Origin of the sequence: Streptomyces sp. NPDC050619, assembly GCF_040654815.1 — a bacterium.
Classification (GTDB): Bacteria; Actinomycetota; Actinomycetes; order Streptomycetales; family Streptomycetaceae; genus Streptomyces.
Genome location: NZ_JBFAIR010000020.1, coordinates 1 through 15640, shown reverse-complemented (window position 1 = coordinate 15640; position 15640 = coordinate 1). Strand labels below are relative to the sequence as shown.

The window sequence follows — 15640 nt, the reverse complement described above, 5'->3', positions numbered from 1 at the left end:
CCGCTGTACTGGATCCAGTGGGCTGGGGGACACCGCCGCCTTCATCCCCGCGGGTGGCGGAACGGCCCGGGGGGCGAGCTCCGTCTCCCGGGCTGCGCGCCTGCCGGGCGGTGGGCGGAACATGTACGGAGCGTATGCAAAGCCGTTTCCGGGCCGCTCCGTTGACGCCTATTTGGCTGAAAATCGACCCCTGCCTTCGCGGCGCATCAGCCTTCCTACCACGGTAGTTGAGGGCGCGAAGGGCGTTTTTGGGGAGTGCGCGGGGGCGCATTCACGTCGCAGTCACCCGGTGGTCTCGGCTCGATCACACCGCAATCCCCCGTCGATCTCTTTGTCTCGCCCGGGCGTTCGACGCGGTCCGGAGTATCCGCCGGGGCGCATTCCGGGGAGCACAAGCGTGCATTCCGGGGGGCACAAGCGGCCCCACCGTCCCTCCGGCCCGCGTCCTTCCATGGCAGCATGGTGCCGAGTTCGTACGGTGCACTGGTTGTCCACAGCCTGTGGAGGCGTCGATGCGGTGGTTGGTGGGATGGAGCAGCACCGCCGCGGTGGCCGCCCAGATCGGCTCCGCGGGGGCGACCGGACACGACGGCGAGACCGTGCATCCGGTGGGTTCCCAACTCCTGTGGGGCGACCCCGATCCCCTGTGGGCGGTCGGTGACTGGCGGCCCGACGAGGTGCGGGTCGTGAAGGCCGACGAACGGACCCGGATCGCCGTCCTCGGCACCTGCGGAGCGTCGGACGAGCAACTGCGGGTCGGTCTGTTCGCCGCGCGCGGCGGGGCACTTCGGCATCTGACGGCCTGGCCGGGCAGCTACACGGCCGTCGTCCAGGTGGGCCGCCGGCTCACCGTCTGCGGCGATCTCGCGGGCGCACGGCCGGTGTTCTACACCCCCTGGGCGGGCGGCACGGCGTACGCGACGGCCGCGCTGCCCCTCGCCGACCTCATCGAGGCCAACCTCGACTTCGGTCACCTCGCCGCGCTGCTCGCCGCCCCCGACGTGCCGGCCGCGCTGCACGACTCCACGCCGTACGACGGCGTGCGGCGCATTCCGCCGGGGCACGCGCTGATCCTGCGCACCGGGGCGCGCGAGATCGCCGGCTACGAGCAGGTCGCCTCCCTCGCGGTGGCGGCACCCTCGGCCGACCCGGACAGCGCGGTCGACGCCGTACGGGACGCGCTGGTGGAGGCGGTGCGCACCCGGCTCTCCGCCCCGCGGCACGTGCCCGGCGCCGACATCGACCCCGGGCCGGTCCCCGGCATGGGTCCCGCCGAACGGCGCGCCGCGCGCGGGATGCCGGTTCCGGGCATCGGGGCTGACCTGTCCGGAGGGCCCGCTTCGGGGACTCTGGCGCTGCTCGCCGCCGGCCTGCCGGGCATGCCGGGCACGGTCCTGGGGCACGGCACGGGCGCGGGGGAGCGGCTGCTCGCCGTCACCTTCAACGACCTGGCCGTCGGCGGCCGGGAGGCCGAGCTGCAACGGGCCGGGACGCTCGCGGCCAACCCCCGCCTGCACCACGTGGTGGTCACCGGCGGCGAGGAGACCCTGCCGTACGCCGATCTGGACGGCCCGCTCACCGACGAACCCGGCCCGTGCCTGGTGACAGCGGCCCGCCACCGCGCGCGTCTCGCCTCCGGCAGCGCGGACCACTTCACCGGCTACGGCGCCCGCCAGGTCCTGGACGCCCACCCGGCCCGCCTCACGGACCTGCTGATGGACCGCAAACGCCGCCACCTGGTACGCCCCGTCGCCGCCCTCGCCAAGGCGGACGGGTCGGTACTGGTCCCCGCGCGCGTGTACAGCGCCGCCCGGCGCCTGGCCCGCACTCCGTACCGCACCGGCCTGGAGGCCCTCGCCGACCGCCTCCTGCACCGCCGCTTCGACGAACCCGGGGGCGCCGTGGGGGCGTCACTCGCCGCGCTCACCTGGGCCAGACCCGGGCCCGCGGCGCGCTGGCTGACGGGCGAGGCGCTCGCTGAAGTATCGGTTCGCCTCCAAGGTGCGACCCAGCGCTCCGGGGTCGGCCCCGGCCAGCGCCCCGGCGACTTCCGCGCGCGTGCGGCACTCGCCCGTCACGCGGCGGACCTCCGCGTCCTGGAGCAGGCCGCCGAGATCCGCTTCCAGCGCCTGCACGCGCCGTTCCTCGACAACCAGGTGGTCCGCGCCTGCCGCGCCCTCCCGGAGGCACTGCGCGTCCAGCCGGGCGCGCGGGCGGCGATCCTGCGTACGGTCCTGGAGGGCGCGGGCGTCGCCGATCTCCCGCCGGGCTGGGGCGCCCCGTCCCACGCCTCCTCGGCCGCGGCCACCCGCACGGGCCTGCGCGTGGCCGCGGACTCCCTGATGGACCTCTTCGGCACGCCGCTGCTCGCTCAGGCGGGCCTGGTGGAGGCCCGCGTGGTCCGCAAGGCACTGCGCGCCGCGGCGGAGGGCGAGCCACTGCCCTTGGACGGTTTGGCGGACCTGGTCTCCCTGGAGCTGTGGCTGGGCCGCCTCCTGGCCCGCAGAGGCACCTGCTGGACGGGCACACCGGCACGCGCGCGTGCGGTACCGGAGGGGATCAGGCCGCAGCGGGGGGCGTTGGGGGCGGGGGCCTCCGGCGGTGGGGCGGCGTTTGCGTAGGGCGCGTCTGCCTGTCGGTGCCGGTCAGGGCATTTCAGCTCGTCGTGGGGGGGTTGCGGGGGTATGGGGGCGCAGCCCCCAGGCGAGGGCCACTTCTTGCCCGACCGAGTCGGGTGGTGGGGTGGGCGTAGGTCCGGGGGTCTGGGGGCGGAGCCCCCAGCAGGCGCCCGCAGCAAGCACCGGGTAACCCAAAAACGGGCCGCACCTTGACCGAGGGCGCCCCAAAAAAACGTACCCCGCACAGACACCCCGGCGACAATGACCCGGTGCGGTACAGAATCCTGGGCGTCACCCAGGCACAGGACGACCACGGCACCGCCGTCCCCCTCGGCGGCCAACGCCTCCGCGCCCTCCTCACCGCCCTCGCCCTGCGCCCCGGCCACCCCACCACCCCCGAGACCCTGATCGACGAGGTGTGGGCCGCCGACCCGCCCCAGGACGCCCCGGCCGCCCTCCAGGCCCTGATCGGCCGCCTCCGCCGTACCGTCGGCAAGGACGCCGTCACGTCCCACCCCGGCGGCTACCGGCTCGCGGCGACCCCGGACGACGTGGACCTCTTCGTCTTCGAGCGCCTCGTACGGCAGGGCACCGCGGCCCTCGACCGCGGCGACACGCCCACCGCCGCCCGCGACCTCACCGCCGCCCTCGCCCTCTGGCGCGGCCCCGCGCTCGCCGACCTCCCCGACCGCACCGCCGCGACCCGCCCGGAGGCGCTGCGCCTGGCGGCGACCCGCGCCCGGATCGACGCGGACCTGCGACTCGGCCGCGCCTGCGACGTCGTACCGGAGCTCAAGGAACTGACCACCGCGCACCCGTACGACGAACCGCTGCACGTCCTCCTCATCCGCGCCCTGCGCGACACCGGCCGCGGCGCCGACGCCCTCGCCGCCTACGAGGCCGCCCGCCACGCCCTCGCCGAAGGCCTCGGCACCGACCCGGGCCCCGACCTCCGCGCCCTGCACGCGGAACTGCTCCACCCGAGGCCACCCGAGCAGTGGCCCTCGCCGCCCCTCACCCCTCACCACCCCGAACGCACCGGCAACATCCGCCCCCGCCTCACATCCTTCGTCGGCCGGGAACCCGAACTCGACGCCATCCGTTCCGAATTGCACAGGGCCCGTCTCGTCACCCTCACCGGACCGGGCGGCTCTGGAAAGACCCGTCTCGCCGAGGAGGCCGCCGCCGGGCTCCCGCAGGCATGGCTGGCCGAGCTCGCCTCGCTCGACCGGCCGGAGGCGGTGCCAGGCGCGGTGGTCAGCGCGCTCGGTCTGCGCGAGACCGTGCTCATGACCAACGAGCTGACGGCCCCGCAGGACGACCCGGTCGCCCTGCTGATCGAGTACTGCGCCCCGCGCAGCCAACTCCTGATCCTTGACAACTGCGAACATGTGATCGGCGCGGCGGCCGACCTCGCCGAAACGCTGCTCACCCGCTGCCCCGGGCTCACCATCCTCGCCACCAGCCGTGAACCCCTGGGCGTCCCTGGCGAGTCGGTGCGCCCGGTCGAGCCCCTCCTCCCCGACCAGGCCCACCGCCTCTTCGCCGAGCGCGCGGCCGCCGTCCGCCCCGACGCGGAGGCCGTGCTCGGCGACCGCGAGGCCGTCGCGGAGATCTGCCGCCGCCTCGACGGACTGCCGCTCGCCATCGAACTGGCCGCGGCCCGGCTGCGGCTGCTCACGCCCCGCCAGATCGCCGACCGTCTCGACGACCGCTTCCGCCTCCTCACCTCCGGAAGCCGTACGGTCCTGCCCCGCCAGCAGACCCTGCGCGCCGTCGTCGACTGGTCCTGGGACCTGCTCGACGAGCGGGAGCGGACGGTGCTGCGCGAGGTGTCCGTGTTCGCGGGCGGCTGGGAGCTGGAGGCGGCGGAGGCCGTGTGCACCGGTCCGGCCGCTGACCTGCTTGGATCACTCGTCGACAAGTCCCTGATCGTGGCCACCCCGGGCGAGCGGCCCGGCAGCGACGGCATGCGGTACCGCATGCTGGAGACCATCCACGAGTACGCCGTGGAGCGCGCGGCCGAGTCCCCCGGTCTGCGCACCGCCGCCGAACGAAGGCACCGCGCGTGGGTGCGCGCGCTCGTCGAGGAGGCCGAGCCGCTGCTGCGCTCCGCCGGGCAACTTCCGTGGATCTCCCGCCTGGAGACCGAGCTGGACAACATCCGCGCGGCCCTCCACCGTTCGGTGACGGCCGGCGACGAGAAGGAGGCCGGCGCCATGGTCCTCGCCATGGGCTGGTTCTGGTGGCTGCGCAACTACCGCCACGAGGGCGCGGCCTGGGGCGACCAGATCCTGCGCCTGGCCGCCGCCCTGGACGCGACCGCCCCTGACTCGGGTGCCGGTTCGGACGCGACCGCTCCTGACTCGGGTGCCGGTTCGGAAGCGGCTGGTTGTGGCTCGGGTGGGGACCGGGAAGCGGCTGGTTGTGGCTCGGGCGCGGACTCGGAAGCGACCGCCCGCGACTCGCGCGCGGACCCGGATCCGGACGCGAATGCCCGCGACGCCCGCCACTCGCGCGCCGCCCCGGAAGCCACCGCCGCCGACCCCGCGGATGACGACCTCGCCGCCCGGATCGCCTCCCTGGACCCCCTCGACCCCCTGGACCCCCTCGACCCCCTCGATCCCATCGCCCCCGTCGACCCCATCGACGCCTTCCTCGCCGCCCCCGACAGCGAAGCGCACCATCCGCTGCACACCCAGCGGATGAACCTCCGGATGCTGCACCTGTTCCTCAGCGCCGAGGTCGAGCCGATGGACGGGCTGATGGACGACCGGCTGCGTCACTACGTCACGCTGGTGCGGGGCCACTTCGAGCGGGGCGGTCCGGAGGCGGCCCGTATGCCGGGCATCGCCTGGCCGTTCACGACCTACATGCTCGGCGACTCGGCGGACACCCTGCACTTCATGGACCTTGCCGTCTCCCACTGCCGTGCCCACGGCGACGACTGGGCGATCGCCGTGGCCCTGATGTTCCGTACGCACCTGGTCGTCGACACGCCGGGCGGCATGGAGGGTGTGGACGACGACCTCGCGGAGCTGCGGACGCTCAGCCGGCGCGTCGGCGACCGGTGGATCCGAGCCCAGGTGTGCAGCGCGGGCGGCGAGGCGGCCATGGCCAGAAGCAGCCTGGCGGAGGCCAAGGCAGAGTACGAGGAGGCTCTGCGGCTCGCCTACGAGGTGGGGGCGTACGCCGAGACGCCGTTCCTCCTGGCCCGGCTCGGCGAGATCGCCTACCGTGCGGGCGACCGTACGGCCGTGCTGGCCGCGCTGGACGAGGCGAGCGCCGCCGGCGACCGCTACGGCGTCGCGGAGGCGTCGGCGTTCGTCCTGCTGATGCGGGCCCAGATCGCGCTGGACGAAGGGAACACCGCCGGCTCGCGCGAGCTGTTGGAGACGGTTCTCGCGGAGATCGGGCGGAGTACGCCGCCGCCGCAGTTCCAGGTGATGGTGAACTCGGTCGAGGCCATGGTGACCGTCGCCGAGTCGGGTCCGCAGGACGGACTGCCGAAGCTGGTCGCCACCGTCCGCGAGGCGGTGGAGAAGCGGTGCGCCGACATGGTCGTGGCGACCCTCGTGGACAGTACGGCGGCCCTGCTCTGCGACCTCGGGGACTTCCCGCGCGCGGCCCGCCTGCTCGCCGCCGCCGCGCACTGGCGCGGCGGCGATCCGCGCCCCATGCCCGAGGGCGCGCGAGCCGAGCGGGCCGAGTCCGCCGCCCGCGCCGGGCTGGGCCCCGTGCGGTACGGCGTGGAGTACGCCAGAGGCGTGGCGCTCTCACCCCGGACGACGTCCTCGGTGAACTGGGCGAGGCTCTGCGTACCGCCCCCGCCCGGCGGTGAGCCTGAACCGCCCCGGTCCTCAGGAGCAGGTGAACTTCGACTCGGCCCAGTCCCCGAGCGCCAGGGTGTCGAAGTGACTGTGCGGCTCGACGACCAGCCGTACGGTCTCGCGCCCGGCGAGATTCACCCGTACGGGCACCGCCGCGTCCCCGCCCTTGACCATCCCGGACCGCCACAGCGGCACCCCGTTGGCGTAGACGGAGAAGTAGACCTTGCCCAGCCCCAGCGTCATGTCGTCGACCCCGACCAGCGCGTCGTAGGCGGAGCACTCGCGGTTGAGGTCGATGGTGACGGAGGACTCGCCGTGCACGGTCACGCCGTGCGCATACTGCTCGCCGGCGATCGACAGGCCGTACCGCTGCCACACCCAGCTGCTCTCGCCGAGCCGCATCTCGGGCCCGGTGCCGTCGCCGCTGACGTCGTACGACAGCGCGCTCCACTGGTAGACGGTCGGAGCGGGCGGGGGCGGCGGAGTCGGCGTGGGGGTGGGCGTCGGGGTCGGCTTCGGTGTGGGAGTGAGGGTCGGCGTGGGTGTCGGGGTCGGGGTGGGTTTCGGCGTGGGAGTGGGGGTCGGTGTCGGCGTAGGCGTCGGGGCGGGCGCGAGTGCGCGTACCGGGGGCTTCGGCTCGGGCTTCTTCTTCGGCGGCGCGGGCGGGTTCTGCGCGGGCTCGGCCACCGGCGTCGACGCGGGCGGCTTGGCGTCCTGCTCCTTGACCGGCTCGTCGTTGTTCATCAGCGCGTACACCACCGCGGCCGCGACGCCCACGGCGACCACCCCCGCCGCGATACCGGCCTTCACCGGCGCGCCGAGCCCCTCGGAGGCCGCCGCGCCGCCCCCGGCGCCCGCCCCGCCGGACGAGCCGCCGCTCGCCGCCGCGGCCGCCCCCGCGGCACCGGCCGCGCCCGCTCCGGCACCGCCGGCGATGAGCCCGGCCGCCTTGGCGTACCCGGCGGCCCCGAACCAGCCGATGACCGCGAGCGGTACGACGGCGGGGATACCGCTGGCGACTTCCTTGATCTGCCCCGCGGCCAGCCGGCACTTGGCGCACTCCTCCAGGTGTTTGCGCAGGCCCCGCTCGGCGCGCGTGCGCAGACCGCCGCGGGCGTACGCGCCGAGCCGGTCGGCGTAGCGGGAACACTCCTCGTCGCTGACGAGGGTGGCGCTGACATGGGCCTGGAGGTAGGCCTGCTTGAGGCCCTCGCGGGCGCGGCTGGCGAGCACGCGCGTGCCGTTGGCGTCGAGCCCGAAGAGCGTGGCGACGTCGCTCGGCGACTCGTCCTCGACCTCGGTGTGCCACAGCACGGCCTGCCAGCGCTCGGGCAGCGACCGGAAGGCCTGCATGGCCATGGACTGCTCGGCCACATGCATGGCCCGCACATCGGCGCCGAGGCCCAGTGTGTCGTCGTCCGACACCTCGGCGACGCGCGCGGACTGCGCGGCGAACACCGCGAAGTCTTCGACCAGTTGCTCCTGCTTCGCGGACTTCGTCCAGTTCGCGGCGACCCGTCGGACCGTGGTGAGCAGATACGCGCGTACGGCGTGCTCGGGGCCGGAGCCGCCGCGCACCGCCTGGAGCATGCGGGCGAAGACCTCGGCGGTGAGGTCGTCGGCGGTGTGGCCGTCGCGGCAGCAGGTGCGGGCGTACCGGCGCACCGCGTCCGCGTGGCGCCGGTACAGCTCCGCGTAGGCCGTGTCGTCGGCCGCGCGCATCCGCTCGATCAGATCGGCGTCGGACGGCACCGGCTCCCTCGGCGGCGGCAGCACGCTGTCCTCGTGGTCCTCGTGCCGGTCGCGCTGCGCCGGGACGCTGCCCTCCACGGGCTCACCGCCCTGCGCCGGGATGACGCCTTCGACCGGCTTGCCCTGCGGGATGCCGGCCCGTCCCCCCTGGCTCGGCACCTGGGGCGAGGCCGCGCCGCCGGGCCCGGTGCCGCCGGACCCCGCGTCGTCGTCACCGAGTGACCCGTCCCGCTCGTCGAAGCTCATCGCGGAAAGCCCCCGCCGCCAGCCCTGCCAGTCCCGAACACCGGGTCAGAGTGCCATATTGGCTTTTGTTCAGGACCCCGCAGTACGGACTGTCCACTCGTCCGTGGGGACTTCCCGCAACGCAGTGCTAGTCATCACCCGTACGGGGAACGCGCACCTGACGCTCCCCGGTTCTCGAGAGGTGCGCCCGGTCGGTCACACCGGCCGCGACCGCAACCCCTCCAGCAGGATGTCCAGCAGCCGCGACGAGGCCGCTGCCTGCTGCGCCGCGTCCGGCAGCGAGGGTGCCGCCGTCGCTATCACCAGCAGGACGTCCGCCACCGACACATCGGCCCGCAGCTCACCCGCCGACCGCGCCCGCTCCACGAGCTGGCCCACGACGTCGAGCAGTGCCGCCGCCCCAGCGTCGTCGAGCGCGGAGTCCGCCGAGAGCGCCGAGGATCCCTCCGGCACCAGCCGCAGCTCCCCGGCACCCGGCTGCATCCGCTGCTGCGGCACCCGCGCCTCGTCGAGCTCGTTGCTCTCGTCCGCCACCCCGACCCGCAGCACCTGCGGCGGCAGCAGCCGCCCGGCGCCCGAGGCCACCGACGTCCGCAGGAAGCGCGAGAGCGCCGACCACGGCTCGTCCTCCTGGCCGAGCGCCGCACGTGCCTGGTCGGTCAGCCGGGAGGTCTCCTCCTCGGCTATCCGCCGCACCAGGATGTCCTTGCTCGGGAAGCGCCGGTACACCGTGCCGACACCGACCCGCGCGCGTCGCGCCACGTCCTCCATCGGCGCGCCGTATCCCAGCTCGCCGAAGACCTCGCGCGCCGCCCGCAGTACGTGCTCCAGATTGCGCTGTGCGTCCACACGCAGCGGCGCCGTCCGCGAACCTTCGCGTCCGGTGCCCGCCCCCGCGCTCATCGCCGAGCCCATCGCCGGGCCCATCGCGCCACCCATCGCCCCGCCACCGGGTGCGATGGCAGACGCGGACGACCAATAAGAGTCCTGAACATGCATAAGTGATCCCCCGGTAATGACGTCTCCCCCCGGAGACTCTCCCCGCCATCGAAAGCCGGGGCGAACGGAACAAGCCCGCTTGCCGGACCCGCCCGTCGCGGACCCGAAGGCGCATCCCCCTACACCCCGTCGACACACGAACATAGTTGAGTGAGGGTCAATTCAGAAGGGGCACGTTCCGCACGGAGCGCCCCCCGATCGGAGTACGGGGCGTTTACGCCCGGATTGCACCCCATCCGACCACTCGAAAAACCCCGCTGACCTGCGTGTATTCCGCGCACTCGCGTAATTCGGCCAACCCGGCGCGCCCTCGGCTCGCGGTCACACAAATTGTCGAGCCTGTGGACAAACGCAAGCGCCGGGTGCGTCATGGGATGGTGAAGGAACGTGCGCGCATTCTCGTTGTCGGCGGCGGCTACGTCGGGATGTACACGGCTCTGCGCCTCCAGCGGAAGCTGAAACGGGAACTCGGGCGGGGCGAGATCGGGATCACCGTGGTCACACCCGACCCGTACATGACCTACCAGCCCTTTCTTCCCGAAGCGGCGGCCGGTTCGATCTCCCCCCGCCATGTCGTCGTACCGCTGCGCCGCGTCCTCTACCGGTGCCACGTCGTCGTCGGCGAGGCCACCTCCATCGACCACGCCAAGCGCACCGCCGCCGTCACCACGCTCGCCACCGAGGAGGACGGCACGGGCGCCGAGCAGCTGACGTACGACGAACTCGTCCTGGCCCCCGGCTCGATCTCGCGCACGCTCCCCATCCCGGGACTCGCCGACCACGGCATCGGTTTCAAAACGGTCGAGGAGGCCATCGGCCTGCGCAACCACGTCATCGAGCAGATGGACATCGCCTCCTCCACCCGCGACCCCGCCGTCCGCGACGCGGCCCTCACCTTCGTCTTCGTCGGCGGTGGCTACGCCGGCGTCGAGGCCCTCGGCGAACTGGAGGACATGGCCCGCTACACCTCGCGCTATTACCACAACATCCAGCCCGAGGACATGAAGTGGATCCTCGTGGAGGCCTCGGACCGCATCCTGCCCGAGGTCGGCGAGGAAATGGGCCGCTACACGGTCACCGAACTGCGCCGACGCAACATCGACGTACGCCTGAAGACCCGCCTGGAATCCTGCGCCGACCGCGTGGCCGTCCTCAGCGACGGCGCCCGCTTCCCGACCCGTACGGTCGTCTGGACGGCCGGCGTGAAACCCCACCCGGTCATCGCCGCCACCGACCTGGCGGTGAACGAGCGAGGTCGGCTGAAATGCACCCCTGAGCTGACCATCGAGGGCGCCACGCACGCGTGGGCCGCGGGAGACGCCGCCGCCGTCCCCGACGTCACCGCCGAGGAACCCGGCAAGGAGACGGCCCCCAACGCCCAGCACGCCCTGCGTCAGGCCAGGCTCCTCGGCGACAACATCGCCCACTCCCTGCGCGGCGAACCCCTGGAGACGTACTCCCACGCGTACGTCGGTTCGGTCGCCTCCCTGGGCCTGCACAAAGGTGTCGCACACGTCTACGGGCGCAGGCTGAAGGGCTACCCTGCCTGGTTCATGCACCGCGTCTACCACCTCAGCAGGGTGCCGACCTTCAACCGGAAGGCCCGCGTCCTGGCCGAATGGACCCTGTCCGGGCTCTTCAAGAGGGAGATTGTTTCCCTGGGTTCGCTCGAACATCCCCGAGCGGAGTTCGAACTCGCGGCCGGTGGAAAGCCTCCTCATGAGCCGAAGGACGACCCGAAGGGGTCGTCCTGACCGGACCGAGGAACTCCTACCGCAAGGTAGGCGTCTGACCGATGTCGGCCCGGTCGGCCGCCCTGCCAGACTGGTCCCGACCTTGGACGGACAGACCCCGCCCTCCGAAACCCGCGAGGCATTCCCCACAGTGCTGCAACCTCGGGGCGCCATCCCCCAGACCCCCGCCCGGGTCCGGAGCTGGCCGAAAACGCCGAACACGCCGAATACGCTGACACGAGGCAAGGATTCGTGAACTTCACGCGCTGGAGCGCCCGGCTCCCCGGAACGCAGCGCCGCGCCGCAGCGCGGACCGAACAGACGGTCATCCCGGACCGCCGGGGAGAAGGCTCGGGGGGCTCGGGCTCCGTCCCCGCGGCCCGCGCCGAACAACTCACCGAAGACCCACCACCCGTCCCCGCCGTCGACGAACTGCCCGTACGCGACGTCCTCGACCGCGTCCCCGCCCTCGTCGCCCTCGTCCACGGCCCCGACCACCGCCTCGCCTACGTCAACGACGCCTACCTCACGGCCTTCGGCCCCCGCCCGACCGGCGCCCCGGCCCGCGAAGCCCTCCCGGAACTCGACGAACTGGGCCTCCTGCCCCTCCTGGACCAGGTCCTGCGCAGCGGCAAACCACGCACGGTCAAGTCCCGCAAGGCCCCCGACGGCCGCTCGTACACCTTCACGTGCACCCCGGTGAAGGAAGGCGACGGCGGTGTCCTCGTCTTCGCCACGGACGTCACCGACCACGCCGAGGCCGCCGAACGCCTCAGAGCCAGCGAACGCAGCCAGCGCGAAACAGCGGTCACCCTCCAGCGCTCCTTGCTCCCCCAAGAGCTCGAACAACCGGACGACCTCCGCATCGCCGCCACCTACCAGCCCGGTGGCACGGAGGCCGCGGTCGGCGGCGACTGGTACGACGTCATCACACTCGGCGGCGGCCGCACCGCGCTGGTGATCGGCGACGTGATGGGCCGAGGAGTGCGCGCGGCAGCGGTCATGGGCCAGCTCCGTACGGCGGTCAGGGCGTACGCCCGCCTGGACCTCCCCCCGCACGAGGTGCTCCAGCTCCTGGACGGCCTCGCCATGGAGATCGACGCCAACCAGATCGCCACCTGCGTGTACGCCATCCACGACCCGAACGAGGGCCGGCTGGTGTACGCCTCGGCCGGCCACCTGCCGATCCTGGTCCGCGACGAGAACGGCGTGGTGCAGCGAGCCGACGAACCGACGGGCCCGCCCCTGGGTACGGGCGGCTGGATGCACTCCTCGGGCTCGATCGCGCTGAGCCCCGGTTCCACGGCGGTGCTGTACACGGACGGCCTGGTGGAGCGCAGGGACGCGGACCTGGACGAGGGCATCGAGGCACTGGAGCGAGCCCTGTCCGGCGCGACCGGCACCCCTCAGGTGGTCTGCGACCGCCTGGTCCGCTCGGCAGGCGTCACGGCGGACCACGACGACGACGTGGCCGTCCTCGTCCTCCAGCACCCCGCCCGCATGGGCCCGGACAGCGACCTCTTCCGCAACGCGGCCCTGGAACTCCTGGGCGGAGTGGAAGCGGCCCCACGCGCGCGTGCGTTCGCCTCCGGCGTCCTGACGAGCTGGCGGTTCCCGGTGGACCTGCATGACCTGGGCGTCCTGGCCGTGAGCGAACTGGTCGCCAACTCCCTCCAGCACGGCACCCCACCGATGCGCCTACGCCTGCGCCGCACCGACCGCCGCCTGATCGTCGAGGTCACGGACGGCGACGACCACCTCCCTCGCCGCCGCCGAGCCGAACCCGCGGACGAGTCCGGCCGAGGCATCGCCATCGTCGCGACGATCGCCTCCAACTGGGGGTCACGACGGACACCCGGAGGGGGGAAGGCGGTGTGGTGCGAGTTCGCGCTGCCCGGGGTTACGAAGTGAACGCCGCTCCCGGCGAGAACCCTCAGGCGCGAGCCCGAGCGTGCCCCGACGCGTCGGCACCCCCTTGCACCACCACCCGACTCTTCGCCAACGACGGCCGATCCTGCACAGCGGTCAACTGCCGCCCCAATCGCACCGCCAGAACCGAAATCCCCAGCGAGAACACCAGAAACATCACGACGTACGGCGCGTGCAGCGAGGCCCCCATGGGCCCACCCACCGCCGGCCCCACCGCGAGCGCAAGCTGCTTCACCAGCGCGAACGCGGAGTTGTACTGCCCCGCCATCCCGACCGGCGCCAGATCGGCCACCAACGGCGCAACCGTCGGCGACAACATCGCCTCCCCCAGCCCGAACAGTGCGTACGTCGACACGAACGCCGCCGTCGCCACCTCCTGGCTGCCGTGCCCCAGCCCCGCATACCCCGCCACGACCCACGCCACGGCCCAGATCAGCCCCACGGCCGCGATCACCCGGGACCGCCTCCGCCGCTCGACGAACCTCAGCACGGCGAACTGCGCGACCACGATCACCGCGGTGTTCGCGGCCAGTGCCGTCCCCAACGCGGACGTCGAGATCCCGGCGGCCTCCACCCCGTACGCACTCAGTCCCGACTCGAACTGCCCGTAGCAGGCGAAGAACAGCACGAACCCCAGCACACACAGCTGCACCATGGCCCGATTACCCAGCAGCTGCCGCCAGCCGCCCTTGGCCGACCCCGACCGCCCCGGCGCGTCCGCGATCCGCGGCGAGTGCGGCATCCGCACCGTCGCCATCACCACGACCAGCACCAGGAACATCGCCGCCTCGATCGCGAACAACAGCGTGAACGAGGACACCCGGGTGGTGTCGACGAGATGCCCGCCGATGAGACCACCGACGCCGAGCCCGAGGTTCTGCAGAAAGAACTGCGTCGCGAAGGCCCGCGACCGGGTCCCCGCCGACGAGCAGTCCACAATCATCGTCGCCAGCGCCGGCTGCATCACGGCCTGCCCGGCCCCGAGCGCCGCCGCGGCAGCCAGTACGGCGGTGGCGTTGCCGGCGAGTCCCAGACTCAGTGCCCCCAGCGCGGCGATGACCAGGGCGGCGAGCAGCACCGGCAACGGGCCCCGCCGGACGATGGCCCGCCCGGCGAACGGCAGCACGATCAGCGCCGCCACGGCGAAGACGGTGAGGACGAGCCCCGCCGTCACAGCACCCAGCCCCCGCACCTGCGCCACATAGACGTACAGATAGGGGACGGTGAAACCGAGCCCGAACGCGCTGAGTGCGTTCCCCACGTGGATCCGGCGCATCGCCGCGCCCCTCGCCCTGGTCACGTTCACCTCTCTCAGGTAGTTGTGTAGCCTCAGTACTTAGAACCGAAGACTTCGAAGATAAAGTTCGACTCTAAACAGTACACCTGGAAGAACTTCAACGCCAAGCACGCCCGTGCGATACTGCGCCCATGGGCGACACCCCCGGCAGCATCAGCAGCGAGCCGACCCTCGAAGAGCAGATCGCCGCCTACCAGCGCGAGTTCCAGGACCTCGACCCCCAGGTCGAGAAGATCGTCTCGGCGCTCTCCCGCCTGAACCGCCGTATGAACGTCGCCTACGGCCGCCAGACCGCCGCCCTCGGCATCAGCAACGCGGAGTGGGAGGTCCTCAAGGCCCTCGTCCTCTCCGGCGCCCCCTACCGCCTGGGCCCCAGCGACCTCGCCAAGCGCCTCGGCCTGACGCCGGCCGCGATGACCCACCGGATCGACCGCATGGTCACCGAGGGCCTGGTCACCAGGGAGCGCGACGAGTCCAACCGGGTGCGCGTGATCGTCGAGCTGACCGCGGAGGGCCGCCAGAAGTGGCTGGAGGCGATGCGTCTCGCAACGGTCTTCGAGGGGGACCTCCTCCAGGACCTCTCGCCGGACGACCGCACGGCCCTCGGCGAGGTCCTCACCCGCCTCCTGCGTAGGGTGGAGGACGCCCAGCCGGACGCCGGCGGACGCCTCAGTGACCTGGACTGATGCCGGAGTAAAAGATCTTGACAGGGTTCACTTGACAGCCCCCTGCCCGATCCGTAAAGTTCTCCGGGTTGCCACGGAGCCGTAACGGTTCTGCGACAGCACCTCCCGCCGCATCAGCGGCACCTCAAGCCATCAGCGCGATCTCCCAACGGGGTCGAATTCGGCATGCCCGAATTCAATTCGATGTGGGCTCGGCCCCTCGATTTGGGACCACCGAGAGAATCCGCTAAGGTTTGAGACGTCGGAACGGCCCAAGGGCTGCGAAGACAAACCCGGTTGACAGGGCGTCAGACACCGCGAGGATCTGATAAAGTCAACATCGCAGGAAGGCCGAGAGGCCGGAAAGCAGCCGAAAGGCAAGCCCCCCGACAGGGAATCGGATCGGAAAAGGATCTGGTAGAGTCGGAAACGCAAGAACCGAAGGGAAGCGCCCGGAGGAAAGCCGCGAGAGAGTCTCTCGGGTGAGTACAAAGGAAGCGTCCGTTCCTTGAGAACTCAACAGCGTGCCAAAAGTCAACGCCAGATATGTTGATACCCCGTCTCTCCCGTC

Annotated in this window: 7 protein-coding genes and 1 pseudogene; 5 read left to right on the top strand and 3 right to left on the bottom strand. The window is 72.4% G+C overall.

Annotated features, from left to right (window positions below):
- Positions 1-512 precede the first annotated feature (512 nt).
- A complete protein-coding gene (locus tag AB0I77_RS29410; protein WP_363285749.1) occupies positions 513-2621 on the top strand; it encodes an asparagine synthase-related protein in 2109 nt (702 codons plus the stop codon).
- A gap of 266 nt (positions 2622-2887) precedes the next feature.
- Positions 2888-4936: pseudogene (locus tag AB0I77_RS29405) on the top strand (BTAD domain-containing putative transcriptional regulator); the annotation flags it as partial.
- Between the two features lie 1542 nt (positions 4937-6478).
- On the opposite strand, the gene AB0I77_RS29400 reads toward AB0I77_RS29405, so the two are convergent.
- Entirely contained in the window at positions 6479-8446 is a 1968-nt protein-coding gene (locus tag AB0I77_RS29400) for a sigma-70 family RNA polymerase sigma factor (protein WP_363285933.1), read from the bottom strand.
- Between the two features lie 195 nt (positions 8447-8641).
- On the bottom strand, positions 8642-9445 hold the full coding sequence (locus AB0I77_RS29395; protein WP_363285748.1) for a helix-turn-helix domain-containing protein: 804 nt from the start codon (positions 9443-9445) through the stop codon (positions 8642-8644).
- Positions 9446-9819: 374 nt separating this feature from the next.
- Here AB0I77_RS29395 and AB0I77_RS29390 point away from each other — a divergent pair, with 374 nt between their 5' ends.
- Both AB0I77_RS29390 and AB0I77_RS29385 read left to right on the top strand, forming a co-directional pair.
- Positions 9820-11199 carry an NAD(P)/FAD-dependent oxidoreductase gene (locus tag AB0I77_RS29390; RefSeq protein WP_363285747.1) on the top strand — a complete coding sequence of 460 codons (1380 nt, stop codon included), beginning with the start codon at positions 9820-9822 and terminating at the stop codon, positions 11197-11199.
- 231 nt (positions 11200-11430) lie between these two features.
- Entirely contained in the window at positions 11431-13089 is a 1659-nt protein-coding gene (locus AB0I77_RS29385; protein ID WP_363285746.1) for a SpoIIE family protein phosphatase, read from the top strand.
- Positions 13090-13111: 22 nt separating this feature from the next.
- On the opposite strand, the gene AB0I77_RS29380 is transcribed toward AB0I77_RS29385, so the two are convergent.
- A complete protein-coding gene (locus tag AB0I77_RS29380; protein ID WP_363285932.1) occupies positions 13112-14383 on the bottom strand; it encodes an MFS transporter in 1272 nt (423 codons plus the stop codon).
- Positions 14384-14535: 152 nt separating this feature from the next.
- Here AB0I77_RS29380 and AB0I77_RS29375 point away from each other — a divergent pair, with 152 nt between their 5' ends.
- On the top strand, positions 14536-15090 hold the full coding sequence (locus tag AB0I77_RS29375; protein WP_363285745.1) for a MarR family transcriptional regulator: 555 nt from the start codon (positions 14536-14538) through the stop codon (positions 15088-15090).
- The last annotated feature ends 550 nt before the right edge of the window (positions 15091-15640 follow it).

Excerpts from the sequence above, each read along its gene's own strand:
- AB0I77_RS29410 (WP_363285749.1), top strand. The coding sequence starts at position 513 with ATGCGGTGGTTGGTGGGATGGAGCAGCACCGCCGCGGTGGCCGCCCAG.
- AB0I77_RS29400 (WP_363285933.1), bottom strand. The coding sequence starts at position 8,446 with ATGAGCTTCGACGAGCGGGACGGGTCACTCGGTGACGACGACGCGGGG.
- AB0I77_RS29395 (WP_363285748.1), bottom strand. The coding sequence starts at position 9,445 with ATGCATGTTCAGGACTCTTATTGGTCGTCCGCGTCTGCCATCGCACCC.
- AB0I77_RS29390 (WP_363285747.1), top strand. The coding sequence starts at position 9,820 with ATGGTGAAGGAACGTGCGCGCATTCTCGTTGTCGGCGGCGGCTACGTC.
- AB0I77_RS29380 (WP_363285932.1), bottom strand. The coding sequence starts at position 14,383 with ATGCGCCGGATCCACGTGGGGAACGCACTCAGCGCGTTCGGGCTCGGT.
- AB0I77_RS29375 (WP_363285745.1), top strand. The coding sequence starts at position 14,536 with ATGGGCGACACCCCCGGCAGCATCAGCAGCGAGCCGACCCTCGAAGAG.